Source organism: Clostridium sp. TW13, from assembly GCF_024345225.1.
Classification (GTDB): domain Bacteria; phylum Bacillota; class Clostridia; order Clostridiales; family Clostridiaceae; genus Inconstantimicrobium; species Inconstantimicrobium mannanitabidum.
Window position 1 is genome coordinate 3,270,374 of record NZ_BROD01000001.1, and the last position, 26,428, is coordinate 3,296,801.

21 protein-coding genes and 1 other annotated feature are annotated in these 26,428 nt (G+C 30.0%); of the genes, 7 read left to right on the top strand and 14 right to left on the bottom strand.

Features of this window, described 5'->3' with window-relative positions; all coding sequences use genetic code 11:
• Positions 1-485: 485 nt before the first annotated feature.
• Positions 486-693: a binding site (T-box leader), on the top strand.
• A 113-nt stretch (positions 694-806) separates the two neighbouring features.
• Together leuS and OCU47_RS15295 are read left to right on the top strand one after the other, a co-directional pair.
• Positions 807-3,257 carry a leucine--tRNA ligase gene (leuS, locus tag OCU47_RS15290; RefSeq protein ID WP_261829474.1) on the top strand — a complete coding sequence of 817 codons (2,451 nt, stop codon included), beginning with the start codon at positions 807-809 and terminating at the stop codon, positions 3,255-3,257.
• Positions 3,258-3,333: 76 nt separating this feature from the next.
• Positions 3,334-3,666, top strand: coding sequence for a HesB-like protein (locus OCU47_RS15295; protein ID WP_261829475.1), 333 nt, complete (start codon positions 3,334-3,336; stop codon positions 3,664-3,666).
• 107 nt (positions 3,667-3,773) lie between these two features.
• On the opposite strand, the gene yjbM is transcribed toward OCU47_RS15295, so the two are convergent.
• Positions 3,774-4,565, bottom strand: coding sequence for a GTP diphosphokinase (gene yjbM, locus OCU47_RS15300; RefSeq protein WP_261830641.1), 792 nt, complete (start codon positions 4,563-4,565; stop codon positions 3,774-3,776).
• A gap of 405 nt (positions 4,566-4,970) precedes the next feature.
• Between yjbM and OCU47_RS15305 the strand changes: the two genes are divergently transcribed.
• Positions 4,971-5,696 carry a DUF2225 domain-containing protein gene (locus OCU47_RS15305; protein WP_261829476.1) on the top strand — a complete coding sequence of 242 codons (726 nt, stop codon included), beginning with the start codon at positions 4,971-4,973 and terminating at the stop codon, positions 5,694-5,696.
• Between the two features lie 86 nt (positions 5,697-5,782).
• A complete protein-coding gene (locus OCU47_RS15310; protein ID WP_261829477.1) occupies positions 5,783-6,751 on the top strand; it encodes a methyl-accepting chemotaxis protein in 969 nt (322 codons plus the stop codon).
• Positions 6,752-6,886: 135 nt separating this feature from the next.
• Here the strand turns inward: OCU47_RS15310 and OCU47_RS15315 are convergent, their stop codons facing one another.
• The 7 genes from OCU47_RS15315 to OCU47_RS15345 all read right to left on the bottom strand — a co-directional run bounded on the left by OCU47_RS15315 (position 6,887) and on the right by OCU47_RS15345 (position 15,930).
• Entirely contained in the window at positions 6,887-7,576 is a 690-nt protein-coding gene (locus OCU47_RS15315; RefSeq protein WP_261829478.1) for a metallophosphoesterase, read from the bottom strand.
• Positions 7,577-7,691: 115 nt separating this feature from the next.
• The gene (locus OCU47_RS15320; RefSeq protein WP_261829479.1) at positions 7,692-7,961 is read right to left on the bottom strand and encodes an EscU/YscU/HrcU family type III secretion system export apparatus switch protein; all 270 of its coding nucleotides are present in this window, start codon (positions 7,959-7,961) and stop codon (positions 7,692-7,694) included.
• Positions 7,962-7,985: 24 nt separating this feature from the next.
• Positions 7,986-10,358, bottom strand: coding sequence for a hypothetical protein (locus tag OCU47_RS15325; protein ID WP_261829480.1), 2,373 nt, complete (start codon positions 10,356-10,358; stop codon positions 7,986-7,988).
• Between the two features lie 286 nt (positions 10,359-10,644).
• A complete protein-coding gene (gene tyrS, locus OCU47_RS15330) occupies positions 10,645-11,865 on the bottom strand; it encodes a tyrosine--tRNA ligase (RefSeq protein ID WP_261829481.1) in 1,221 nt (406 codons plus the stop codon).
• 229 nt (positions 11,866-12,094) lie between these two features.
• The gene (locus OCU47_RS15335; RefSeq protein WP_261829482.1) at positions 12,095-13,177 is read right to left on the bottom strand and encodes a sensor domain-containing diguanylate cyclase; all 1,083 of its coding nucleotides are present in this window, start codon (positions 13,175-13,177) and stop codon (positions 12,095-12,097) included.
• A gap of 228 nt (positions 13,178-13,405) precedes the next feature.
• Positions 13,406-14,530 (bottom strand): Ger(x)C family spore germination protein, encoded by a 1,125-nt coding sequence (locus tag OCU47_RS15340; protein WP_261829483.1) that lies wholly within the window; start codon positions 14,528-14,530, stop codon positions 13,406-13,408.
• Positions 14,527-15,930, bottom strand: coding sequence for a spore germination protein (locus OCU47_RS15345; protein WP_261829484.1), 1,404 nt, complete (start codon positions 15,928-15,930; stop codon positions 14,527-14,529). Before OCU47_RS15345 ends, OCU47_RS15340 begins: the two co-directional genes overlap by 4 nt.
• Positions 15,931-16,046: 116 nt before the next feature.
• On the opposite strand from OCU47_RS15345, the gene OCU47_RS15350 reads away from it, so the two are divergent.
• The 3 genes from OCU47_RS15350 (at position 16,047) to trpS (ending at position 18,539) form a co-directional block, all read left to right on the top strand.
• Entirely contained in the window at positions 16,047-17,105 is a 1,059-nt protein-coding gene (locus OCU47_RS15350) for a GerAB/ArcD/ProY family transporter (protein WP_261830642.1), read from the top strand.
• 182 nt (positions 17,106-17,287) lie between these two features.
• Complete coding sequence (locus OCU47_RS15355) at positions 17,288-17,449, top strand: zinc-ribbon domain-containing protein (protein ID WP_261829485.1); 162 nt, start codon at positions 17,288-17,290, stop codon at positions 17,447-17,449.
• A 76-nt stretch (positions 17,450-17,525) separates the two neighbouring features.
• Entirely contained in the window at positions 17,526-18,539 is a 1,014-nt protein-coding gene (trpS, locus tag OCU47_RS15360) for a tryptophan--tRNA ligase (protein ID WP_261829486.1), read from the top strand.
• 139 nt (positions 18,540-18,678) lie between these two features.
• Here the strand turns inward: trpS and galU are convergent, their stop codons facing one another.
• The 6 genes from galU to OCU47_RS15390 all read right to left on the bottom strand — a co-directional run bounded on the left by galU (position 18,679) and on the right by OCU47_RS15390 (position 26,420).
• A complete protein-coding gene (gene galU / locus OCU47_RS15365) occupies positions 18,679-19,554 on the bottom strand; it encodes a UTP--glucose-1-phosphate uridylyltransferase GalU (RefSeq protein ID WP_261829487.1) in 876 nt (291 codons plus the stop codon).
• Positions 19,555-19,895: 341 nt separating this feature from the next.
• The gene (locus OCU47_RS15370) at positions 19,896-22,490 is read right to left on the bottom strand and encodes an N-acetylmuramoyl-L-alanine amidase (protein ID WP_261829488.1); all 2,595 of its coding nucleotides are present in this window, start codon (positions 22,488-22,490) and stop codon (positions 19,896-19,898) included.
• 253 nt (positions 22,491-22,743) lie between these two features.
• Positions 22,744-23,793 carry a dTDP-glucose 4,6-dehydratase gene (gene rfbB / locus OCU47_RS15375; RefSeq protein WP_261829489.1) on the bottom strand — a complete coding sequence of 350 codons (1,050 nt, stop codon included), beginning with the start codon at positions 23,791-23,793 and terminating at the stop codon, positions 22,744-22,746.
• Between the two features lie 14 nt (positions 23,794-23,807).
• Positions 23,808-24,371: a dTDP-4-dehydrorhamnose 3,5-epimerase gene (gene rfbC / locus OCU47_RS15380; RefSeq protein ID WP_261829490.1), complete on the bottom strand. Its 564-nt coding sequence runs from the start codon at positions 24,369-24,371 to the stop codon at positions 23,808-23,810.
• Positions 24,372-24,458: 87 nt separating this feature from the next.
• Complete coding sequence (rfbA, locus tag OCU47_RS15385; RefSeq protein WP_261829491.1) at positions 24,459-25,328, bottom strand: glucose-1-phosphate thymidylyltransferase RfbA; 870 nt, start codon at positions 25,326-25,328, stop codon at positions 24,459-24,461.
• A gap of 48 nt (positions 25,329-25,376) precedes the next feature.
• Positions 25,377-26,420 (bottom strand): mannose-1-phosphate guanylyltransferase, encoded by a 1,044-nt coding sequence (locus OCU47_RS15390; RefSeq protein ID WP_261829492.1) that lies wholly within the window; start codon positions 26,418-26,420, stop codon positions 25,377-25,379.
• Between the last annotated feature and the right edge of the window lie 8 nt (positions 26,421-26,428).

Genomic DNA, 26,428 nt, shown 5'->3' on the forward strand with positions numbered 1-26,428 from the left:
TCCTCCAAATTCTTATTTACTTTAATTTTTATTCTAATTATTTATATTCTAATCTTATTACTCTTTTGTTTTTCCTAAATTTGTTTGTCATTCCCTTGACAATTCTTATTATATAATAATAATTATTATTTGTAAATAGATTTTATAAAAATTTTTATTTTTATAGTGTCTTCTATTCTATCTAAGATTGAAACAGTGATTCCCCCCACCTGAATCAAGTTTCACTTGATATAGAAGTATTCCATCTAAATGTTGGTAGAATTTTGTCAAAATTTCAGAAGTTGTCCACCAACATTTTAATGGAACAGCCACATATGAACTTTTGGGTTTTAATAATCTTACTATTAATATACGATATCTAAGCACGCACATAATTCTGATTAATCTGAATTTTTAGTTAATTATACTATATTCTTCACATTACTTCAATTAGTTGACTTTCCATACAAAATCATTATAATAAGTATTAATAAATCAATAATATGTGTATTGCTTTGATTAGGAGTAGTAATATTAAAAGTAACTTTTAGAGAGCTATTGGTTGCTGAAAAATAGCGTTATATTAATATGAACTTGCCTAGGAGCTTATCTATTAGAAGTAGATACGGTTTAACCCGTTATGTTTTTGAGTGAGGATATAATATTTATCCTAACAAGAGTGGTACCACGGATTATAAGCATTTCGTCTCTTATATTTAGAGATGAAGTGCTTTTTTTTGATTTTACGCTTGATCCAAAACTATATAAGGCATCTGAAAATAAATGCATAATTTTTTGTGCATTATAACAAACAGGAGGTAATATAAATGTCAAATTACAGTAAAGCTATTGATACTAAATGGCAAAAGAAATGGGAAGAAACTGAACTTTATAAGTTTGATAAAAATTCTTCAAAAGAAAAATTATATACACTTGAAATGTTCTCATACCCATCAGGGGCAAATCTTCACGCAGGACATTGGTTTAACTTTGGACTTGTAGACTCTTGGGCAAGAATGAAAAGAATGCAAGGCTATAATGTATTCCAACCTATGGGATTTGATGCCTTTGGTTTACCTGCAGAAAATTATGCAATAAAAACAGGTATCCACCCTAAAGATTCTACAGAAAAAAATATAGCAACTATGGAAAAACAATTAAGAGCTATGGGTGCTATGTTTAACTGGGAAAATGAAGTTATAACTTGTACTCCAGAATACTACAAATGGACACAATGGCTATTCTTAAAGCTATATGAAAAAGGATTAGCTTATAGAAAAAAAGCTCCTGTAAACTGGTGTCCTTCTTGTAATACAGTATTAGCAAATGAACAAGTTGTTGATGGTACTTGTGAAAGATGTAGCTCTGAAGTTACAAAAAAAGACTTAACTCAATGGTTCTTCAAAATAACAGAATATGCTGATGAACTAATTGAAAAGTTAGATACTCTTGACTGGCCAGAAAAAACTGTAGCAATGCAAAAACACTGGATAGGAAAATCAACTGGAGCTGAAGTTACTTTTAAGGTCAAGGATTCAAATTTAAGCTTTGATGTATTTACAACAAGAGTTGATACTTTAAATGGAGTTACCTATGTGGTTTTAGCTCCTGAAAACAAATTGGTAGATGAATTAACAACACCTGAAAATAAATCCGCTGTTGAAGCATATAAAAATGAAGCTAAAAAGCAATCTGATATAGAAAGACAACAAACTTCAAGAGAAAAGACCGGTACTTTCACTGGTTCTTATGCTATAAACCCTATAAACGGCAAGGAAGTTCCTATTTGGGTTGCTGACTATGTTCTTGCAACTTATGGAACTGGTGCTGTTATGGCTGTTCCTGCTCATGATGAAAGAGATTTTGCTTTTGCTACTAAATTCAACTTACCTATAGAAAGAGTTATAAATTCTTCTAAAGGTACTGAAGAACCTCTTCCATTCACTGAATATGGAGTTCTTGTTAATAGTGGTGAATTTGATGGATTGACAACAGAAGATGCTAAGGTAAAAATAGTTGAGAAACTTGCTTCCAAAGAATTAGGGACTGCTAAGGTTAACTATAGATTAAGAGATTGGCTAGTTTCAAGACAAAGATATTGGGGAGCCCCTATTCCAGTAGTTCATTGTGAACATTGTGGTATAGTTCCAGTTCCTGAAAAGGATCTTCCAGTAGAGCTACCTTATGATGTAGAGTTTGCACCAGATGGAAAATCTCCACTTGCTAAATGTGATGATTTTATAAACACTACTTGTCCTCATTGTGGTGCTCCAGCAAAAAGAGAAGCTGATACCCTTGATACCTTTGTTTGTTCATCTTGGTACTACCTAAGATATACTGATAACAAAAATTCAGATAAAGCTTTCGATTCTGCTATCGTAAACGAAATGCTACCAGTTGATAAGTATGTTGGTGGACCAGAGCATGCATGTATGCATCTACTATATGCAAGATTTATAACTAAGGCTTTAAGAGATATGGGCTATCTAAACTTTGATGAACCATTTAAATCATTAACTCACCAAGGATTGATTCTTGGACCTGATGGATTAAAAATGAGTAAATCAAAGGGAAATACTATAAATCCTGATGAATACATTGAACAATACGGTTCAGATGTGTTTAGAATGTATTTAATGTTTGGTTTCGCTTATACTGAAGGTGGAGCTTGGAGTGATGACGGAATTAAATCTGTAGCTAGATTTATTGAGAGAATAGAAAGATCACTAGATTCTTGTAGAGAAGCTATTACTTCTAATAGTTCTGCTAAAACTTCTATAGATAAAGAAGAAAAAGAACTTAACTACTGGAGACACAATACAATTAAGAGCGTATCAGAAGACACAGAAAAAATGCAATTTAATACTTCAATTGCAAGAATGATGGAATTCTCAAATGCTCTAAGCAAATATCTACAAGAGGAAAATCTAAATACAGCATTCTTAAAGGAAGTTGTTGATGATTTCTTGAGATTATTAGCACCATTTGCTCCTCATTTCTCAGAAGAACAATGGAGCTTACTTGGAAATTCCTACTCAATCTTTAACGAATCTTGGCCAACATTTAACCCATCAGCATTAGTTAAGGATGAAGTTGAGATTGCAGTACAAATTAATGGTAAAATAAGAGCTAAAATAAATGTAGCATCTAATCTAAGTGAAGATGAAATAAAAGTTGCAGCTTTAGATGATGCTAATGTTAAGGCAGCTACTGAAGGTAAAAATATAGTTAAAGTTATTGTCATTAAAGGCAGACTTGTTAATGTAGTTGTAAAATAATATCCATTGCTAAATTATTTTAATTGATTTATAATCTAAATGATAACTATTATTAATTGAAAAGAAGGTGAATCATATGAAGTTTATGACAATAAGTGAAGAAGCTGTTACTGAGTTTAAGAGCTTCTTAGCAGAAAACAATATAGATAAATTTAATATAAGAATAAATTTAGCTGGTTTTGGTTGTAGTGGTCCTGCATTCAACATAACTGTTGAGGACCCTACTGATGAGGATGCAGTTGAAACTATAGCAGACGTTAATTTTATTGCTAAAAAAGAACTTATAGAAGAGTTCGGCGGTTTTATAATCCTATCAACTGAAGAAAATGAAGGTATGGGATTATCATTAAGACCTGTAATTCAACCTGAAGGTGGCGGATGTTCAGGTTGTCACGGTGGTTGTCATTAATAGTTACGCTATTAATTCTTAGCTAATTATTAAACACTGATACATTAGCCCACAATAAAAATAGGTGGTCAATTAATTTTGACCGCCTATTTTTTATTTACATATTATTAATTGTCATATTTCTCAATATCTCTTTGAATAGAATGAAGAAGATTATTAAACTCCCACACATCCCCCTCTTCAATAAGCTTATTTAATAATAGTTGATACCTAGAGGCTTCAGCTATTTTTCCTAAAGAACTTAATGTTAGGATATTATTCATTATATTTGATATAACATCAGACTTTACTTCAAATAACTTTTGAGCATCCTTTATTTCTTCTTTTATTTCAAGCATTCCTTCATCCAATTGAAAGGCTGCATCAGCTGCATTCCTTAACTTATTTTTTATTTCACTAGGTATTTCTTGTTTATACTTATAATTTAAAGAATGCTCAATGGTTGCCCAGAAATTCATTGATAGAGTACGTATTTGGAATTCTGCTAGAATTTCTTTTTGGCCTTCAGCCATATTAACAGGATATTTTATAATCATATGATAGCTTCTATAACCACTTGGTTTTCCATTAGTAACATAATCTTTTTCATATAAAATTTGCATATCAGTTCTCTTTCGTAAAAGTTGCACAACTGTCTCAATATCATCAACGAACTGACACATAACTCTTATCCCTGCAATATCCTCCAATTCATACTCTAATCTATTTATTGGAATTCCGAATTTATTTGCCTTTTCTAGCATGCTAGATACTTCTTTAACTCTTCCTGTTACGAACTCTATTGGTGAGTATTCATTTCTTCTTCTATATTCTTTTCTTATACTCTTTAATTTAATTTTCAACTCCTCCACTGCCTGTTGATATGGAGTTAAAAAAGATTTCCATTCTACGACCACTATATCACCCTATTCCCTATATATTTATACTATTCAATCACTAATATTTAATATTTAATATATACAAATAATATCAGTACTAATTTAGCAAACTTGATATTAATTATAAATAAAATTTCAACATACATACAATTCAACTGATAATTTAACTAATTATAAACTAGTTAACAATAAGATTATATCAAATTTTAAATAGAATTAAAAATAATATTTACCAATAAAAAAATTGAATTAACCCTATTATTTTCTCTCATATTAATATAATATATTATTGTAACAAAATTATATAGTAATATTAATTTAGTAAAGCATCTTTATTAGACAGTTACCATAATTTAATTTATGGACTTACATAAATTAATTTTACTCAATCATATATTACCTTAATCGTAGGAGGCATAGATAGTGATGCTAAATGACAAAAACGTTGATATAAACGACTTACTATACGATAAAAAAGTTCATTGTCCTGTATGTGAATTTGACTTTTCAACTAAGGTAGTTAAGGTACATGGACCCAGAATACAATCAAAGGATTCTGATTTCTTTATTAGATATACAAAAATTGATCCGTATTTCTATGATGTTTGGATATGCCCATGTTGCGGTTATGCAGCTATGAAAAGCAATTTTGAAAAATTACGTTCTTTCCAAAAAGAACTGATTCAAAAAAACATATCAATAAATTGGAAAGGCCAATCTTTTCCTGAATTATTTGATGAAAAAATAGCTATTCAAAGGTACAAATTGGCATTAGTAAATGCAATTGTATCTGAATCTAGAAATAGTGTAATGGCTATGATTTCACTTAAAATAGCTTGGATGTATCGTCTACTAGAAGATGAGAAAAACGAGATATCATTTTTAGGAAAAGCATTAAACGGATTTTTAGAAGCATATGAATCAGAACCATTCCCAATATTCGGAATGGACCAACATTCTCTTATGTACCTAATAGGCGAACTATATAGAAGAACTGGCGATTATGAGAAATCTATGCTTTGGTTAGGAAACATAATAGTAAGTACTATAGCTCCTGCTAGAGTGAAAGAAATGGCAAGAAATATGAGAAACTTGGCTAAAGAAGCTGCTGACAATAACCACAATTCGCCTAATATACCTTTACAAAAATAATAATTTTTTTTGTGATAATATATAATACGTCGACATATTATGTTATAATTTAATCATATTTATGATTAAATTGAGGGGGAATTTTAATGTCACTATTTGCAAAGAACAAAAATCATAAAAATGATATAACAGTAGATAATACTATAATAGATTCAGAGATACCTGTAAATTATTTTGCTTCTTCATCAAATGATGTATCAGAAGCTTTAGATAACTTACATACAAACTCCAATTCAATTACTGATTGTATAAAAGAATCATGTGATATAGCTAATACCTTATCAAGCCACTTTAACTCTAGCATAGACGGGTTATCTGGTGTGGGATCAATCATTTCAGATCTTAATTCTGAAATGGAGTTACTAGCAGAAAATGTAACAAATGTACATTCTATGATTCTTGATACAGATAAGTTGGCTAACAACGGTATTACTACAATAAAAACTTTAGACACTTCTCTTGAAAATTTAAAAGAAGCATTTACTGTTTCTTCATCCACAGTTAACGACCTTGTTTCAAAATTGGAATCTGTAAATATGATAACAGACTCTATCAGCCAAATTGCAACTCAAACAAATCTACTTGCACTTAATGCTGCTATTGAAGCTGCTAGAGCTGGTGAAGCTGGAAAAGGTTTTAGTGTTGTTGCTGGTGAAGTTAGAAAACTAGCTGAAAATTCTAAACAAGCTGTTCAAAGCATAACTTCAATATTGGATGAAATCAAAGTTGATATATTAAATGCTTCAAAAGCTATGAATTCTGGCACTGAAGCCATTAATTCTCAACATTCTTCTATATCAGAAACTAAAACAACTTTCGTTAACATAAAGAAAGCAACTGGTGAAGCAAGTGATGAAATTGAAGTATGTATAACTAACTTAGTGACATCTTCTGAGAAGAAGAATCTCCTTGGTACAGCATTTGATAGAGCAACTGAAAATGTAACAAAACATAATAATTTAACTGATAAATTAGTTAGCACATTAAAAGAAGAATCTAAATACTTAGATAACTTAACTGACTCAGTTGAAGAAATAAAAGCTTCATTAAAATAGTACTACAAACAAAATAGTTATATAAAAAGAAAAAGATCCTCAGATATTTTATACTAATAGAATTAAATGTAATTAATTATTTAACTCTGTTAGTAATCTATCTTGAGGATTTACTTATATCATCTATTTACCATTTTATAAATCTATTTTTATAGGATCAAATTTAATATAGTCGCAGGCTGTCATAATATACTGTATGCCATCCCTCTCTCTATCCATTAACTTATTTAATGCTGGACCATGTATATGTCCGTAGATCACTTTCTTCACGCCAAATTCTTTGAATATTTCTGTAAATCCAGATTCTTCAAACTTATCATTCGTTGGAGGATAATGAAGCATACATATAAATTTCTCATAACCTGCTTTTTTTGCTGCTTCTAATGATAGTGTTAATCTGATTAATTCTCGTTTATAAACTTTTTCATCATGGGATGTAAAATTAGATGTCCCAGGGCATATCCACCCTCTGGTTCCACATATTGCCCAGTTCTCATAATTATAATAATTATTTTGTATAAACTTAGTATTGTCATATAAACTATTAAGTTTAGATATACTGGTCCACCAGTAATCATGATTACCCTTGCTTATTATTTTTCTGCCTGGCAAAGAATTTATCCAGTCTAAATCTAACTTACTTTCATCTTGCTTCATTGACCAAGAAATATCTCCCGCAATCAATACTGTGTCCTGCTCTTGTATTTTATTAAGCCAATTTGCTCTAATAGTCTCATCGTGCTTAAACCAATGTTGTCCAAATATATCCATAGGCTTATCACTATTAAACGCTAGATGAAGATCTGATATTGCATATAATGCCATATTATTTACTTAACCTTTCTAATTAATTTTTATTATTAAACTATATATGTTTTAACAAATAAACCATAAATCCTAATTTTAATACATATCTCAGTGTAAATCAATAAAAATGAATTTATTTGGAAGCACCATTAAACTTATCTATATCAGTAACATAAGCTATTATGTGGGCAACAGCTTCATATATCTCTGTAGGAATTTCTTCACCAATATCAATGTTGCATAATAAATCAGTTAGTTCTTTATTATACACTATTGGCACATCACTTTCCTGCGCTTTTGCAATTATTTTTTCTGCAATTTGTCCCATACCCGCTGCTGTAACAATCGGTGCTTCAAAGTTCTTTTCATATTTTAAGGCTGCTGCCTTTCTTCTTTGATTCATAATATTATCACCTTACACGATTTATTATACCTTAGTATCCAACACAGCTATTGTAGTATCATTAAAGAATTCTGAGCAGTTAGATAATGTTGCTTCTTTTATCTTTTCTGATACAGAAATATCTGCACTGTATCCAAGTACATTTAAATCTTTTCTTAATTTTTGTTTTCCTAATGACAAAATCTTTGCAAATTCGCCTTCACACTTCATGTCAATATTAAGATGTTTATTTTTCACCCCAATATAAGCATCAACTACTCCTATTGTGATTGTTCTTACACTTACTACTAATTTCAAGTTGGTAGAGTCAATCTTCTTTCCGTCTTTTCTATTATCTTTTATAATAAGTTTGCATGGATAGTCCCCTTGAGTTAAATTTACTGGTATATCCATATAGTAATATTCATTACTAAGTGAATTATAAACTTTAAACTCAGTTATCTTATCTTTCACCATCTCAAACACTTTATTAGTCAACTGCTCATTATCAGTTTTTATATTCTTAATTACATCTTTTATAATTGATTTAATTTCTTCTGATTTATCAGTAATTGCTTGCTTTACTATTTCTTGAGAAGTAATTTCGCTATGAATTATTGATGCTTTTTGTAAATTCACTTGTTTCTCACTTCCAAGTTCTTTTTGTAAACTACCAATATCCTTAGTAGTTTGCCTTGAATCATTAATATTATTACTTTTATTATTCTCTTCGTGTATATTCTTATTACTATTATTTAATGTTCTATCATCACTTTTATCAGTTTCACTTCCAGCCATTGGTGAACTTTCTTCATTCTTTAAAGTTTTACCTTCCTGACTATTAGTGTTGTTTACAGCATTTTTATCATTAGCAATGTCAGATTTCCCTCTACCTTGTGAAATTTCATTTTCATTGCCAGCATTTACATCTTGTTTCTCATTTTGAGGCTCTTTTTCTAAGTTAGCAGTATCCTTTGTAGCTTGTCTTGAATCATTAATACTACTGCTTTTGTTAGGCAATAAGTTTTCTTCATTATTCAAAGATTTACCTTCATCATTATTTACACTGCTTATATTTTTATTATTTAAATTTTCTTTATCAGACACATTAGAATTATTACTATTAGCCTTACTATCTATTTGATCTTTATCTTCTAAAATCTTAGAATCGACTAGATACTTTAAAGCATTTTCAATCTTATCTGCCTGCTTATCATTTAATTTTATATCTTCCTGAAAAATACCACTTAATACTTTCTGTAAATTACCTTTATTAATATCTTGTACTTTAGATCCAGTTGCTGCTGCTTCTTGTTTAAACTTTAATATTATTTCCTTATCAGATAAATTAACTAACTTATTTTGTATTTTATCACTCAAAGCAGGTTTGTCCATCGACGTTTTATCATTTAGCAGCACATCACTAACAACATATTTCAATATATCAGAATCATTAGCTGCAATCGCTTTTAACAGTCCCATCATATTAATTTTAGTTTCTTTGTTAGCATTATATATATCAGTTAATGCTCTAGCTTTAACAGCTTTATCAGAATATAGATTAACCTCACCACTTCTAGATATGTTTTCATTAGAAGATTCTATCATTTCATTTTGAACATTATCATTTTTTCCTGAATTCTTTTCAACATTCCCTGACTCATTTGTTTGATTTGTTAACCCTTCATTCATTTCAATAGTCTTTGGTTCTATCTGACTAAGCTCATCCTTAAACTGCGATATGCTATTAAACAATTCACCATCTTTTTTAGTTATATTTTTAAAAGCATTTATGTTTTCAGCATTAAAATCAATATCACACTCTAAAAATAAAAATACTTCTTTATCTGTTAACGTCTTGAATTCATCAAAAAATTCCGAAAGGGTATTTCTAATATTAACCGCTTCTGGAGAACTTGAATCAATCTGCTTACTTGAAATATACTTTTCAATAAACTTATTAGCTGTTTCGGGATTCTGTGTTAAGTCTTCTTTAAAATTAAGTATCCCTTTCAATTTAGCTATATCCTCTTTTGAGGCTTGCATACCGTGGCTAAGCATTTCTTTTAATATATCAACATCATCTTTAGATAATCCCTGACTTTTAAGGAAATCCTCAAATACATCTCCTTGATTCTTACCTTCTCCATCATTTCTCACTAATTTAAGCTTCAGTTTTCCATCTTGAAAACCATCTACTTGAAATTTAGCTACCAAGTCAGACAATCTAGATATATCTTCACTTATTTCTGCTGTAAATTGCCAACCATCTGACAATCTAACTGTTACTTCTTTAGCCTTTTCATCAATATTTACTATTTTGCCAGTGAATTTCTCACCTACATCAAAGCTTAGCTTACTTGATAACTTCCTATCATTATTATTACTATAATTATTAACATTCAAAATTGATGGCATATTATACTCCCCCCTTTCATAATAACGTCTATTTGAACTTTAAACATACTATATTTATCGTAATTATTAATAAAAATCTTAATAATAAACCAATAACTTTAAATATGTAATTAATGCTGATATTTCATTACAAAAATTATATGTTTATATATTTGCACCACTATAATTAACTATCTTTAGTATAGCAAAAAAGTAGAAATTAAAAAACTTCTACTTTTTTATTATGATTATTTGTAAAAAATCTTACAAAGAAACTTCTTAATTCTCAAGTTAACTTAGTTAATTTCTATTCAAGAACAATTTTGTTATAGTTCTTCTTGCCTCTTTTAACAAGTGCTACTCCATCTTCAAAATCACTTTCAACTAATTCTCTCTTGAAATCATCCACCTTATTTCCATTTATGGACAATCCCCCTTGCTGAACTAATCTCTTTGCTTCAGCCTTTGATGTCATTATATTAGTTTCTACTAAAATATCTACTATAGCCTTATTAAGCATATCTTTAGATACTGTTACTGTTGGCACATTACTCATATCACTACCTGCTGAAAATAATGCTTCTGCAGCTGATTTTGCCTTTGTAGCTTCTTCTTCACCATGTACAAGCTTAGTAATTTCATAAGCAAGAACAGTTTTAGCTTCATTTATTGCAGCATCTTTTAATGAACCAAGTCTTCTTACTTCATCCATTGGTAAAAATGTCAATAATGCTAAACATTTTTCTACATCTGCATCTGCTATGTTTCTCCAATACTGATAAAATTCATATGGTGATGTCTTCTCCGGATCTAGCCAAAGAGCTCCATTAACTGTCTTACCCATTTTCTTACCTTCACTATTAGTAAGCAAAGTACAAGTCATGGCAAAGGCAGGTTGTTGAGCCTTTCTTCTTATAAGTTCTACACCAGCTATCATGTTTGACCACTGATCATCTCCACCTAACTCCATCTTACAATTAAATTCTTGATTTAGATGATAGAAATCATACCCTTGCATTAGCATATAATTAAACTCTAAAAAGCTTAATCCTTTTTCAAGTCTTTGTTTGAAGCATTCAGCTGTTAACATTCTATTTACAGAGAAATGAGTTCCAACATCTCTTAGAAAATCTACATAATTAAGATTCATTAACCAATCTGCATTATTTAATAATAATGCCTTGCCATCTGAAAAGTCTATAAATCTTTCCATTTGTTTCTTTATACAAGAAACATTATGTTCAATTTGTTCTTTTGTTAACATTTGTCTCATATCAGTTTTACCGCTCGGATCACCAACCATAGCCGTACCGCCTCCAAGTAAGGCGATTGGTCTGTGCCCTGCTTTTTGCATATGTGCCATAAACATCATTGCAATAAAATGCCCTACATGTAGAGAATCTGCAGTAGGGTCAAATCCTATATAAAATGTAACCTTTTCTTTCTCAAGTAATTCTCTTGTTTCGTCTTCATGAGTAAACTGCTTTATGTATCCACGTTCTAAAAGCTCATCTAATATGTTAGCCATATAAAATCCCTCCAAATTTTTTTTAAATTACCCCTTCATTTATTATAACAAAATACGATAAATTAAAATGTAATCTATCGTATTTTGATTTCTTACCTAAAAGATTTTTCAAAATAAAGTTGTAACAAAATCACATAATATACTTATAGTATATAAGCAAAACAAAATATTATCAAGATTATAGTAAAATTTAGACAAACATAAGAAATTCTATACGCAACAAAATTTCTTAAAAAACGCACTCTTTTGCAGAACTTAAAACTCCATTTTTATTATTCTGCTTTACCTTGTATAACATTTTATCTGCTACTTCTACAACGTCATCCAATTCGTCTCCATCATTGGGATAGAAACTTATTCCAAAACTTGCAGTTATATATATAGGAACCTGCGAATTTCCTGCTCTCTCGCTACACAAGTGCTGTCTTATTCCCTCAATCCTCTCAAACACTCTGTCTTCATTTTCAAATTCTTCTATATATATTATTATCTCTTCTCCACCATATCTTGCTAAGATATCTGTTTCACTTAGATGTTGCTTAATAATCTCTGTTGCAAATCTTAAAACTTCATCTCCACATTGATGCCCATAAGTATCGTTTACTACTTTAAAATCATCAATATCTATCATAACAATTGAAAATCTTCTCTTTTTATTTAAGTTCATTCTACACTCAATAAAATTATAAAAATACCTTCTATTGTAAATAGATAAAAGTGGATCCTTTATGGCTACTTCCTGCAGTTTTCCGTACAAGTTTGCATTTTCTATAGCTATAGCTGTTTGAGAAGCTATCCCCGCCATAAACTTAAGGTTTTCTTTTTCAAAAAAATCCATTAAAGTATGTTCAACCACTATATACCCTACTAATTCATTCCTAATGCATATAGGAGTCCCCATTATAGAATGTATGTTACTCTTTACACTTTCATTTGGGTAAATTCCACTCTCATAGTTGATTACAAACTCTCGCCCAGATCTAATATATAATTCTATTTCCTTACTAGGTTTTTCGCATATATTAGAATTTGTGACTTTAACAGCCATCTCCCCATCCTTATTAAGATATATTGTGGAATATGTAGCCCCAAAAATCCCAACTATCATATCATTTATCCTAGATGTTAGATTATCACTAGATATACTTGAGTTAATATACTTTCCAATTTCAACTATATTGCTTATATTATTTAATTTTTGCTCCACTTCCAAATTTTGAAGTTTTAACTTTTGTATTTCTTTTTCCACAGAAATTTTATATTGAGTAAATTTGCGCAACATTTCTTCGTAAAGCAATTTGTAATCTTCCATATACAACTCCCCATGCTAATGCTATACCTTGCATAAAAATTTTTATACCACAAAATTTGCAAATTTATGAAGCATAAAACTAAACATTCTATTAATCTCACTACAATAAATTCCTATAATTAGAACTTCTTCTATTTCTATACCATTTGTTTTAATTATACCACCAACCAATTGTAATTAACAATATATTTTCATTCAAGTTATATTACAAAAATTCAGATGTTTTTTCTAATATGTAGCTTCAATTATTCCAGTACCCACCAATTCAATATTGATCTTACATTTAAGTTGAGTCATCATTATAGGGTCTTTAGGAAACTTTTCATACTTATATTTTTCTTTTACTAATTTATCTATCTCAAAAATATCTACACCTTTAAGTTTATACTTTTCAAAGGTATCATATACTTGTTTATTTAGATAAGTTTCTGCTTCTAATTTCAATTTATCACTCATCTCTGCAAGTGAATTAAATGTTCCTTGTACTTCACCAACATTACACTTAATCCAAATATCTTTATTTAGTTCAAATTTTCCATCAATGTACTTTAAGTTTGTAACTGCTTTTGAACTTATAATTTGAAGACTTATAGTTTTATTTTCATCCATAGGATTTTTAACTTTTATAACCCCTGTACTAGATACTCCATTTAAATATTTATAATTTGCAATATCATCAGGATTCATCTCTGCCACCATTGTATCATCTCTAAATACTGCTGCACCATTAAGTTCTAACCTTGATTTATTTAGATCACTTTTCACTCCTAATTCACCCACAACTATATCTTTATAATTCATAGTTGATTTACTTATATACTCGTTAATTGTTGTTCCTATAGCTGATGGATTGTTCTTAGTTTTGGTAACTATATCATCAATATAAAAGCCTATGTTTTCTTCTTCACCATAAGCCTTACTAAACAAATCCTGTACTTGACCTTTATAAACTAATAAATAAGGTCTTACTATGTATTGCTGAGATCTATTCATTACATCAACATAATTCTTAATTCCTCGTCTTGCAGCATTATCTGTAAAAATATACGATCTACATTGTGATAAATTAACTTCATAGCTACTAGCCATATTTATTTTCTGAGCTGCTTCCAAAACTGAACTTCCTTCACCTTTAAATAATTCTCTCTTTCCCTTCTCAGAACTTTCATTTTTACTTCTATAAGGGGTTATACAATCTAAATATATCACAATATTTCCTTTTTCATTCACATCAAACAAAGCCGCTGTTGCAAAGACAACCTTGTTTATATCCCTATAATTAAAACATCCTGATAGAGATATGCTTAAAATTATTATCAATGATACTGATTTTATGAATTTATTACTTTTCATTTATTGTCCCCCTGACTTTTTATTATAGGGGATGAGATTTCATCTAACTTACCCCTGAAAATTATGTCATTAAACTTATGCTCCTCTACGGTTCCCAATGGATATAAGTAATTATATTCTGCTGTTTCCAAAGAAGCTATATGGGCTAAAAAAACCATCTGTCCCATGAAGAACCCTGGTAATCCTAGGGCTGTTGAGAAAACCACCATTATCATTGACCAATATGAGATTGCTCCATATATTTTAGGAATCAAGAAATAGCTTAAAGTACTTATTGCAACTACAAGTATTGTTATGGTTGATGCTATTCCTGCCTTAACAGCTGTATCTCCTAATATCAAGCCTGATACTATACTCATAGCTGCGCCTATAGGTTTGGGCAACCTTAATCCTGCCTCTTTAATCAATTGAAAGAAAAGCATTACTAAAATAACTTCTATATATGTTGGAAACGGAACTCCTGCTCTTGCAACCGCAAGTCTAAATACAAATAATGACGGTATTAGTGAAAAATGATAAGTTATAAAAGCAACATAAGCTGCCGGTAAAAATATTGCTAAAAATAGTCCTATCCATCTTAAAATCCTGCTAAAATTAGCAAATCTCCTATTTAAATAATAATCATCTGGAGCTTGAAAAGTCTCCATAAAAAAATGAGGTACAGTTAATACAGATGGCGTTCCATCTACTATAATTGCTATTCTTCCTTCCATAAGCTTCGATACTACTTCATCTGGCTTCTCTGAATATCCTACAGTATCAAATAAGCTACTAGTATTTTTAATCTTATCTTCAACATAATTAGTATCCAAGATAAACCTATAATCCATATCATTAAGCTTTTTTCTAATTGAATCCACTAACTTCTTTGGTGCAGTTCCTTGAATATAGCTCATACATAAAGCTGTTTGAGATTCTTCTCCAGACTTAACAACTTCAAATTTTAGCTCACTGTTTTTAGCCTTTTTTCTAATTAAAGCTACATTATCAACTATGGATTCTGTGAAACCTTCTCTGGGGCCCTTTAATACTGACTCTACGCTTGGTTCACCGACACCTCTTTTTACGAAACCTTTTGCCTCACAATATATTACTTCCGAAAAGTTATCAAAGAAAATAGCAACATCTCCAGACAAGACATGAAAAATAGAATCTTCTAAATCCTTACTATAACCTACGTTATTTATCTTAAGACTTTTCTTTATTATGTCATCTAGTGTTTTTATGTCTGGATTTTTTTCTATAAGTGGAGCTATTATGTATTGACTCATTATATCTGTTGAACAAAGATCATCTGTAAATGCTACAGTAGCCGGTCCTAATGGTGTCTGCACCTCACGATACTTGACATCGAAACTATCTTTTAATCTGTTTTTTAAATTTTCTAAATTATTATTCATACATCATCACCTTAAAATATTATTTCTCTCATATAGTTTAATATTCATATTTTTTGAGAATAATATACTCATAATTTAATCTGAAGGATGGTGAAAAAATGTATAAAACTACAACAATGACCTCAAAACACTTTATATTTTTTGTAGTGAGTACTTGCTCAATATCATTACTAGTTTACCCTTCTATATTTGTTAAAGAGGGGGGAATGGACAGCTGGATAGGAAGCATTATTGCTTCAGCTATATTCTTACTTACGTTTTTTTTCATAAGCACCATATACATCAAGCTACCAAATAGAGATTTTAAAGCAGTTGTATATGATTCCTTAGGAAAATTTCTAGGTTCTATATATATTTTTATTTTTGGTATTATGATATTTATCAGCTTAGTTGGAAGTGCTGCAATTTCTTCTAATGCTATAAGTACTAATGTTTTTGTAAATACTCCTACACCATTTATATTGATGTTTTTTTTAGGAAGCGCTTTTTATATCATTACTAGAAAACAAGGATCTCTTAATGTGTTTGTGGTGATTTCAACCTTTTTTTTAATATCTGCTTTTATTCTATTAACTATATTACTTCAACCTTACAGAAGTCTTGCTTATTTAAAGCCAGTATTTTATACCAACTATGCAAGACCTGGGTTTTACAAATCATTATTATTGCAACTAGGTTCATTAAGTTCTTTTTCTATACTTTTACCCATATTCAAAAACATAGAAAGTAAAGAAAACTCCAAAAAATATATTTTCATTGCTCTTGCAATAGTAATATCAGTAAATCTATTTTCTATGATAGGTGGAATGGCTATTCTTGGTCCAAGAAGATTTGCCAATATCTTTTATCCTCTATTTGTTCAATCACAAATTTTAAATTACACTAATATTATTGAAAATGGCGATGGTTTTGTTTTATTTTTGCTTACCACAGGGTACATGTTAAAATATGTTATAGCATTTGCTTCATTAAGCTTTTTACTTCCCAAAAAGATGACATCTAATACAAGCATCTTAGCATTTATTACTGTAATTATATTCTTTTTATCCGGATACATAAGTAATAGTACTTTGCTACTTTTTACCCTAATAAAAATCTATCAATATTGTGCAATATTCGTCTTTTTACTAGTGCCAATATTGATATTTTGCATTAAATTTTTCAAACGAATTTAGCTCATTTATGGTGGCAAAACTATTGTTTTTTTACCCTATAATATGGTATAATTGGGGTGTAAAATAATTTGTTTTTAGGCTAATTTACGAGATATCTACCATTCTTTAAAATCAAATTTACAGAATGAGGAAAGTGTTTTTTTGTAAATTATACCTATGGATTTTAAAGGAGGTAACTATAAATGGAAGACAAAACTATCGTATGCAAAGACTGTGGAAAGGAATTTGTTTTCACTGTAGGAGAACAAGAATTCTTCAAAGAAAAAGGATTTGAAAACGATCCAGTTAGATGCCCAGAATGCAGAAAAGCAAGAAAGGCTCAAAAATTCAGCAGAGAAAGATAATTCTTCTTTGTAATTTTACTCCTACTATAGACTAGTAGGAGTTTTTAATTTATATATATTTATATTGGAGGTTTATATGGAAGACAACAAGGAATTAAATAAAAAAGTAATTTTCAGTGGTATTCAACCATCAGGTGATCTAACCATAGGTAACTATCTAGGTTCATTGAAAAATTGGGTTAAACTACAAGATGAATACGATTGTTATTTTTGTATAGTTGATCTTCATGCCATAACTGTTAAGCAAGTTCCATCAGATTTAAGAAGAAGAACTTTAGAGCTTATGTGCATCTATATTGCCGCTGGCATTGATCCAAACAAGAATACTATCTTTATACAATCTCATGTACCAGCTCATAGTGAGGCTTCATGGCTATTAACATGTAATACTTACATGGGGGAACTTTCAAGAATGACTCAATTCAAAGACAAATCTCAAAGATATGGCGGAGAATCAATAAGTGCTGGATTATTAGCTTATCCTGATTTAATGGCAGCTGATATACTATTATATAATACTGATCTTGTTCCTGTTGGAGGAGACCAAAAACAACACTTAGAGCTAACAAGAGACTTAGCAAACAGGTTTAACAATAATTATAGTCCTACATTTAAAATACCTGAACCATACATTCCTAAAGCTGGAGCCAGAATAATGGATTTACAAGATCCTACAAAGAAAATGTCTAAAAGTGCAGACAATGTTAATGGAATAATATTCTTAATGGATTCACCTGAAGTGATTAAGAAAAAAATTGCTAGAGCTGTTACTGATACAGTTGGAGTTATAAACTATTGCAACGAACAACCTGGAATAAAAAATCTAATAGATATACTTTGTGCCTTAAGGAGTACAACTCCAGAACAGGTTATCAAGGATTTTGAAGGCAAAGGTTATGCAGAACTTAAAAATACAGTAACTGAAGCCTTAATAGATGAATTAGAGCCATTACAAAACAAAGTTAAAGCATTATTAGAAGATAAAAAAGCTTTGGAAGAGATATATACAGAAGGTGCTAAAAAGGCAAACTATGTTGCTATGAAAACATTAAGAAAAATGCAAAAAAAGATTGGATTCATTCCTCATTAATAACTTTTAAATATGTAAAATATAAGAACTATTGTTCACCAAAGTTAATGTTATCAGTAGGTAACTATAAGTATGGGATAAGAGAGAATAGTTAAAAAGCAATCTACACTTTTGTGTAGATTGCTTTTTTATCTTAAAATTAAACCTGATTCCAAGGTTCTGTTTTTAGATATTCAATAAAATCTTCTTTTAAATCAGATCTTCTTAATGCAAACTCTATAGTTGCTTGTAAAAATCCTTGTTTGTCCCCTAAATCATATCTCTTACCTTCAAAATTATAAGCATACATAGCCTCCTGAGACATTAATGTTTTAAGAGCATCAGTTAATTGTATTTCTCCATTTTTACCTGGAGTAGTATTCTTTAATATATCAAATATAGCTGGAGTAATTATATATCTTCCTAAAATAGCTACATCACTTGGAGCTTCTTCTACAGCTGGTTTTTCAACTAAGTCTTTTACTTTATATACGTTATCTTCTATATTTATACCATTTACAATACCATACTTTGAAACATCTTGTTTTCCAACTCTTTGAACCCCTAATATGGATGTCTTATATTCATCAAAACAATTTATTAATTGTTTCAAGCAAGGAGTTTCATCATTATAAACTACATCATCCCCTAATAATACTGCGAATGGCTCATTGCCTACAAAGGCTCTTGCACAATAGATTGCATCTCCTAGTCCCTTAGGTTCCTTTTGTCTTATATAATGTATATCTACTAAATCTGAAATTCCTTGAACCATTTCAAGCATTTCTTTTTTACCTGACTTTTCAAGTTCCATTTCTAGTTCAACTGATTTATCAAAATGATCTTCAATACATTTTTTATTTCTTCCTGTAATTATTAATATTTCTTCTATTCCTGATTTTACTGCTTCCTCTATTATATATTGTATAGTTGGCTTATCTACTATAGGTAACATTTCTTTAGGTTGAGCTTTGGTAGCAGGTAAAAATCTTGTTCCAAACCCTGCAGCTGGAATAATAGCTTTTTTTACTTTCATAATTCATGCCTCCATCTAAAATTACTGACTAAATAATAATAAATCATTTTAATTTATTTAATTCTATTATACTATAAAATCCGCATACTTTGTCAAAAACTTTATTGATAAATTATTTATAAGATTTTTTACGAATCCGCCTTTTGGAGTGAATATAGGAAAAACTTGCATACTAATATAATTTCTTTTTTATTCTTTTTCCATACAAAATTTAATCAAATTGCCTTTTTATAAGTTATACACAAATTTCATTCTATTATAATTTCCTAAAGAATAAAAAAATAGCTAACTAAAATAGATTTATACTCTATTCTTAGTTAGCTATTCATACTTTTTAATTATTAAAACATTTTACTTACTTCATCAGCAATAACCTTAGACTTCGCCAATTGTTCATTTGAATCAGCACATCTTTTAGCTTCACCAGAGTTACTTAAAAATCCTAATTCTATCAATGTTGCTGGCATATTAGTATACTTAGTAACATATAAGTTTCTGTCAAGATATCCATGTTGATCTTGATCCCATCCTATTGCGTTGTAATTACATTTACTTGTCAATGCATTTTCCACATTCTTAGCAAAAGTTCTACTCTTAATTCCAGCAGCAGTTGGATTTGTATCCTTGTATCCATCATACCCTGATGTTAATGGTGCAAGATCTGATTGTACATCCTTTAATCCTGGCTTATATGTTGAATAGAAAGTTTGAATTCCATTTGCAGAAGAGCCAGCAGAATTATAATGAAGGCTTATAAATGCATCTGCCTTTAAACTATTAGCTAAATCAGCTCTTTTGTGCAAACTTGTAGTCATATCATCAGTTAAGTTATCCCAAGGTTGTCTTGTAAGCTGTACTCTATAACCTCTATTTACAAGTTCAGATTGAAGCTTAACTGCTGTCTGCATAGTTAATGTTGTTTCAGAATAAGTTACCCCATCAAATTTTGATTCACATCCATAATCTCCACCTTGATTATGACCTGGGTCAACCACAATTAACGGCTTAACTATGTTTAGTGTAGTATACGCTTCTTGAGTAGCTCCATCATTTCCTACTGCAACTACTTTTATGTTCTTATTTCCTTGTGAATATTGTGCTATATTTAATTGATAACTATATCCACTTGTTGCACTATTAGGATACTGAGAATAACTATTACCTACGTCTGTTCTGCTTAACCCTACATTAGTAGTTCCTACTTGATTGCCATCAACATATATTCTTACTTCTTTTATACCGGCTCCATTTATAGCCCACCCTGTAAAAGTAGTAGTAGCACCTTTAACAGTCTGTGTCTGAGAAGCACTATCTAATCTCATAATTAAAGGTAATGGTCGTTTTATTGTTATATTTTTTGTCATATAAGTAGTCTTACCATCATTGCCAACAGCAATAACTTTTAATGTTTTTGCTCCTGATGTTAATGATTGGGTATTTAAGTTATATGAGAATCCACTTAATTGTGCATTAGGATATTGAGGAAAAACGTTTCTTACATCCCATCTAATTTGTGATGCAGTAGTTTCACCTTTTAATACATTATCCACATACACCTGTACTTTGTTTACGCCTGTTCCATTTAAAGCCCAACCACTAATATTAACACTATCATTATTTACAACTGTGTTTTGTACTGGAGAATCTATGTTCATTCTAGGAGTCAGACTGCTTGGTCTTATATATATTGTTCTAGAATTAGTTGTACTTTTACCATCATTTCCAATTGTAACAATCTTTAATGTTTTTGGACCTGTTGATAATGAATTAGTATTTAAGTTATATGAGAATCCACTTAATTGTGCATTAGGATATTGAGGAAAAGCATTTCTTACATCCCATCTAATTTGTGATGCAGTAGTTTCACCTTTTAACACATTATCTACATATACTTGTACTTTCTTTATACCTGTTCCATTTAAAGCCCAACCTCTAATATTAACACTATCAGTATTTAAACTTGTGTTTTGTGCTGGAGAATCTACGTTCATTCTAGGAGCCAGACTGCTTGGTCTTATATATATTGTTCTAGAAATGGATGCACTTGCGTTATCATTTCCTACTGCTACAACTCTTAATGTTTTCATTCCTGATGATAATTGGCTTGCATCTACCCTACATGAATATCCACTAGTATCTGCATATGGGTATTCTGGGAAAACTTTTTCTACATCTAATCTGCTTCCGCCAACAGTAGTTTTATTTTTTAATATATTATCTACATATACTTGAATTTCTTTGACACCTGATAAATTTAATGCCCAACCACTTACAACAAAAGTTGTGTCTTCTATTATTGCTCCATCCTTTACAGAATCTACATACATATTAGGTTTTAAATTATTAGCTTTTTCATTTAATTCCCAATATAACTTTAAGATTGAATCACCATATGTTGTATTTGATGCCCAGCTACTTCCTAGCTGAGTAACAGTTGTAGCTATTCCCTTAAGATAGGAAAAATGTCTTGGATCTGGAGTATTATTAGTCCTTGGATAACCATAGGCACCTGCATATAATGCTATATGATCCAAATGAGCTTGTACACCTAAATCCCAAGTTGCAAATTTTGCATGTGAACTTGGAAGTGAGTTATCTCCACCTTGTGTTGTCTTTAGTCCACAAGGATTTTTATAGGTTGCATCTATAACTCCACCAAATTTTCCATATCCAGTCTCTAATGCCGATTGAACATATGCTATTGCTGGATTAACATTTCCATGGGTTGAAAAGTACTTCCAATATAGTTGAGCAAGATTTATAAATTCACTTGTAGCTCCTTTTTCCTTAGCCCAAGCTGCTGCTTGTTCTGCTGTTATACTAGTCTTTGATAGTAAATTAACATCGTCATATGCTTGTACATTTTTTATACATATCACATTAGCTATTAATAATATAGATATTATTATAGCAACTGATCTTTTTAGTTTTCTCATTTTCCCCTCCTATTTTACAAATTATTTTCACTCTACATTTTAGCACATAATATGCTATTTTTCTATATTTTAAATAATAGCTCTACTTATTTTTTATAAATCCAGAAAATTCCTCATTAAATTTTTTGCATCTGCTTTTTCTGAATCATTTGCAACTTTTAATTTTATATAAATTTAAAAAGCAGGCATATAATAACCTGCCCAAATAACATTGCATGACTATTTATATTTTCATTTGTACTATATACAATTACTATTTATAAATTTTGCTATAATATTTTTGATAATCCCCAGAGGTTACATTGTACATCCAATCTTTATTATCCAAATACCACTTAATTGTTTTCTTTATGCCAACTTCAAAAGTAGTTTCTGGATACCATCCTAATTCTTCTTTTATTTTGTCTGGAGCTATCCCGTATCTTCTGTCATGACCTTTTCTATCTTCTACATAGTTTATTAAGTTTTCAGTTACTTCTTTATCCACATTTTCATTAATATATGATATAACTGTTTTTACTATCTGTATGTTAGTTCTTTCATTATGTCCTCCAACATTGTAAACTTCTCCAATCCTACCATCATTAATAACCATATCGATTGCTTTTGCATGATCCTCTACAAATAGCCAATCTCTAATATTCATTCCATCACCATATACAGGCAACTCTTTATGATGTAAGCAATTGTTTATTAATAATGGTATTAATTTTTCAGGAAATTGAAATGGACCATAATTATTAGAACATCTTGTTATATTTATAGGCATTTTATAAGTATCATAATAAGCCTTAACCATTAAATCTGAACCAGCCTTACTTGAAGAATATGGACTGTGTGGATCTAACGGAGTAGTCTCCATAAAATAACCTACCTCGCCTAAAGATCCATAAACCTCATCTGTTGATACATGAAGGAACTTAACCCCTTCTCTCCATCCTTCAGTTGTTTCCCATGCATTTTTAGCACAATTTAATAAATTCACAGTTCCAAGAACATTCGTTTTGGCAAATATACCTGGATCCAATATACTTCTATCCACATGTGATTCTGCTGCAAAATGAGCTACATAATCAATTTTATACTTTTCAAAAAGATTTGAAACTAACTGATTATCGCAAATATCTCCCTGAATAAATATGTATCTTTCATCATTTTCAATAGACTTGAGATTTTCTAAATTTCCTGCATAAGTCAACTTGTCTAAATTAATTATTTTTATCTGTTCATATTTATTTAGCATATATAGAATGAAATTTGATCCTATAAATCCAGCTCCACCTGTAACTAAATATGTTTTCATAATATTATCTCTCCTTAATATTTAAACGGCAAATCTAATTCTTTAAAACTTTTATGTTTTTCATCTTTATCTGATAAAATTATATCATTTATACCTTCTAGCGGCCACTCCACACCTATATCAGGATCATTCCACATAACACCACCTTCAAATTCAGGTGCATAGAAATCTGTACACTTATAGTTAAAAACTGCTTCATCTGATACCACTAAAAATCCATGTGCAAAACCTTCTGGTACATAAAATTGCTTTTTATTTTCTTCAGTTAACAAAACGCCCTTCCACTGCCCATAAGTTGGAGAACCTTTTCTTAAATCTACAGCTACATCGAAGACTTCACCGCTTGTCACTCTTACAAGCTTCCCTTGAGTATGTTGTGTTTGAAAATGTAATCCTCTTAACACCCCTTTTGAAGACTTTGATTCATTATCTTGTACAAACTCCATGGTTAACCCAGCCTGTAGAAAATCTTGCTTATTATAAGTTTCCATGAAATACCCTCTGTTATCACCAAATACATTAGGTTCTATTATATATAAATCTTTTATTCCTGTATCTACAAATTTAAATTTACTCATCTTAGCCACCTTATTTATATTCTAAAACTTAATTTTATTTTTTACTAATTAAATATACTTTATGTTTTACTAAATATAGATTAGATTTTATATTTCTTCAATTATATCAATAAGATACTTTCCATAATTTGTTTTCATTAAAGGACCTGCTAATTCTCTTACCTTTTCTTTATCTATCCATTTCTGCCTGTAAGCTATTTCCTCTAAGCAAGCAATGTATGTACCTTGTGTATTTTGTACTGCTTCAACAAAGTTAGACGCTTGAAGCATAGATGCATGTGTTCCTGTATCAAGCCACGCCATACCTCTTCCTAAAAGATTAACCTTTAATTCCCCTTCTTCCATATACATTTTACTTAAATCAGTTACTTCTAATTCTCCCCTTTCAGATGGTTTTAAAGCTTTTGCTTTTTCAACCACTGAATTATCATAAAAATAAAGACCTGGAACTGCATACTTTGATTTTGGTTTTTCTGGTTTTTCTTCTAAAGATATTACATTTCCACACTCGTCAAATTCTACAACTCCAAAAGCTTTTGGATTTTTAACATAATATCCAAATATAATAGCTCCTTTGTCTAATTTTGCTGCTTGCTTTAAATGAGCAGAAAAACTTTGCCCATAAAAAATGTTATCTCCTAAGATCATAGCAACATTATCATTTCCAATGAACTCCTCACCAATAATAAATGCTTCTGCAAGTCCATTAGGCCGTTCCTGAACCTTATATGATATATTAAGTCCTAAGTCACGTCCATCTTTAAATAACTCTTCAAAATGAACTATATCTCTTTGAGTGGATATTATTAATATATCTCTTATGCCAGCTAGCATTAACACAGACATAGGATAATATATCATAGGTTTGTCATATATCGGAACCATTTGCTTAGACATAGCTTTAGTTACTGGATATAATCTAGTACCAGAACCACCTGCTAATACTATACCTTTCATTCTTACTCCTCCTAAATTAGGCTAATTTACAAAACGTATTATTTTACACTAACTCATATTATAATTTCTTACTTCACTAATATTTTCTTTCTTCCCTATAATTATATACCCATCATTTTCCACTAAATATATATCACTTAAATCACTTATGATTACCTTATTAGAAGAACTTGCTATTATATTATTCTTTGTATTATTTGCTTTTATATTCCCTATATAAATATTATTATTAGTATCCTTTTCTCTATACCTTTCTATCGCTTCCCAACTACCAATATCATCCCATCCAAATTCACTCTCTATAACAAATATGTTATCTGATTTTTCAAGGATGGCATAATCAACAGAAATAGCTCTAGTTTTATTATAATTATTATTAATTTCTTCTTGAAGCTTTTCTTCACTAATATCTCTTATATGCTGTAACGCTTCATATGTATCCTCTTCAAACTTTTTGATTTCATCTATAATTTCATTTGTGTTCCAAAGAAACATGCCGCCATTCCATAAATATTTGCTTTCTTGCAAATATTGTTTTGCTTTTTCTAAACTAGGTTTTTCTACAAAACTTTCTACTTTTATTATTTTTCTATTATCTACCACTTGTTTATCATCAGTATACTTAATATAACCATACCCTATTTCTGGTCTAGAAGGTTTCATTCCTAAAGTTACTATCGATTTAGGATTCATATCAACAAATTTATTGCCTGTAGTTAGAATTTTTCTAAATTCCTCTTCATCTCTTATTAAATGATCTGAAGGTAAAACTATCATATTGGCATTCTTGTAATATCTATTTATAACCAAAGCAGATAAAGCTATACATGGTGCTGTATTTCTACCTTCTGGTTCAATTATTATATTCCTTATTGGTAAATCTGGTATTTGTTCTGATAATAAATCTACATATTGCTGAGAAGTACAAACAAAAATTCTTTCTATAGGTATCATAGGCTTTATTCTATCTATAGTCATTTGTATCATTGTCTTTTCACTAATTAAGTTTAAAAATTGCTTAGGTTTATCTTCTGTTGAAATGGGCCAAAACCTAGTTCCCTTACCACCAGCCATAATTAATGCACATAACATTCATCCAT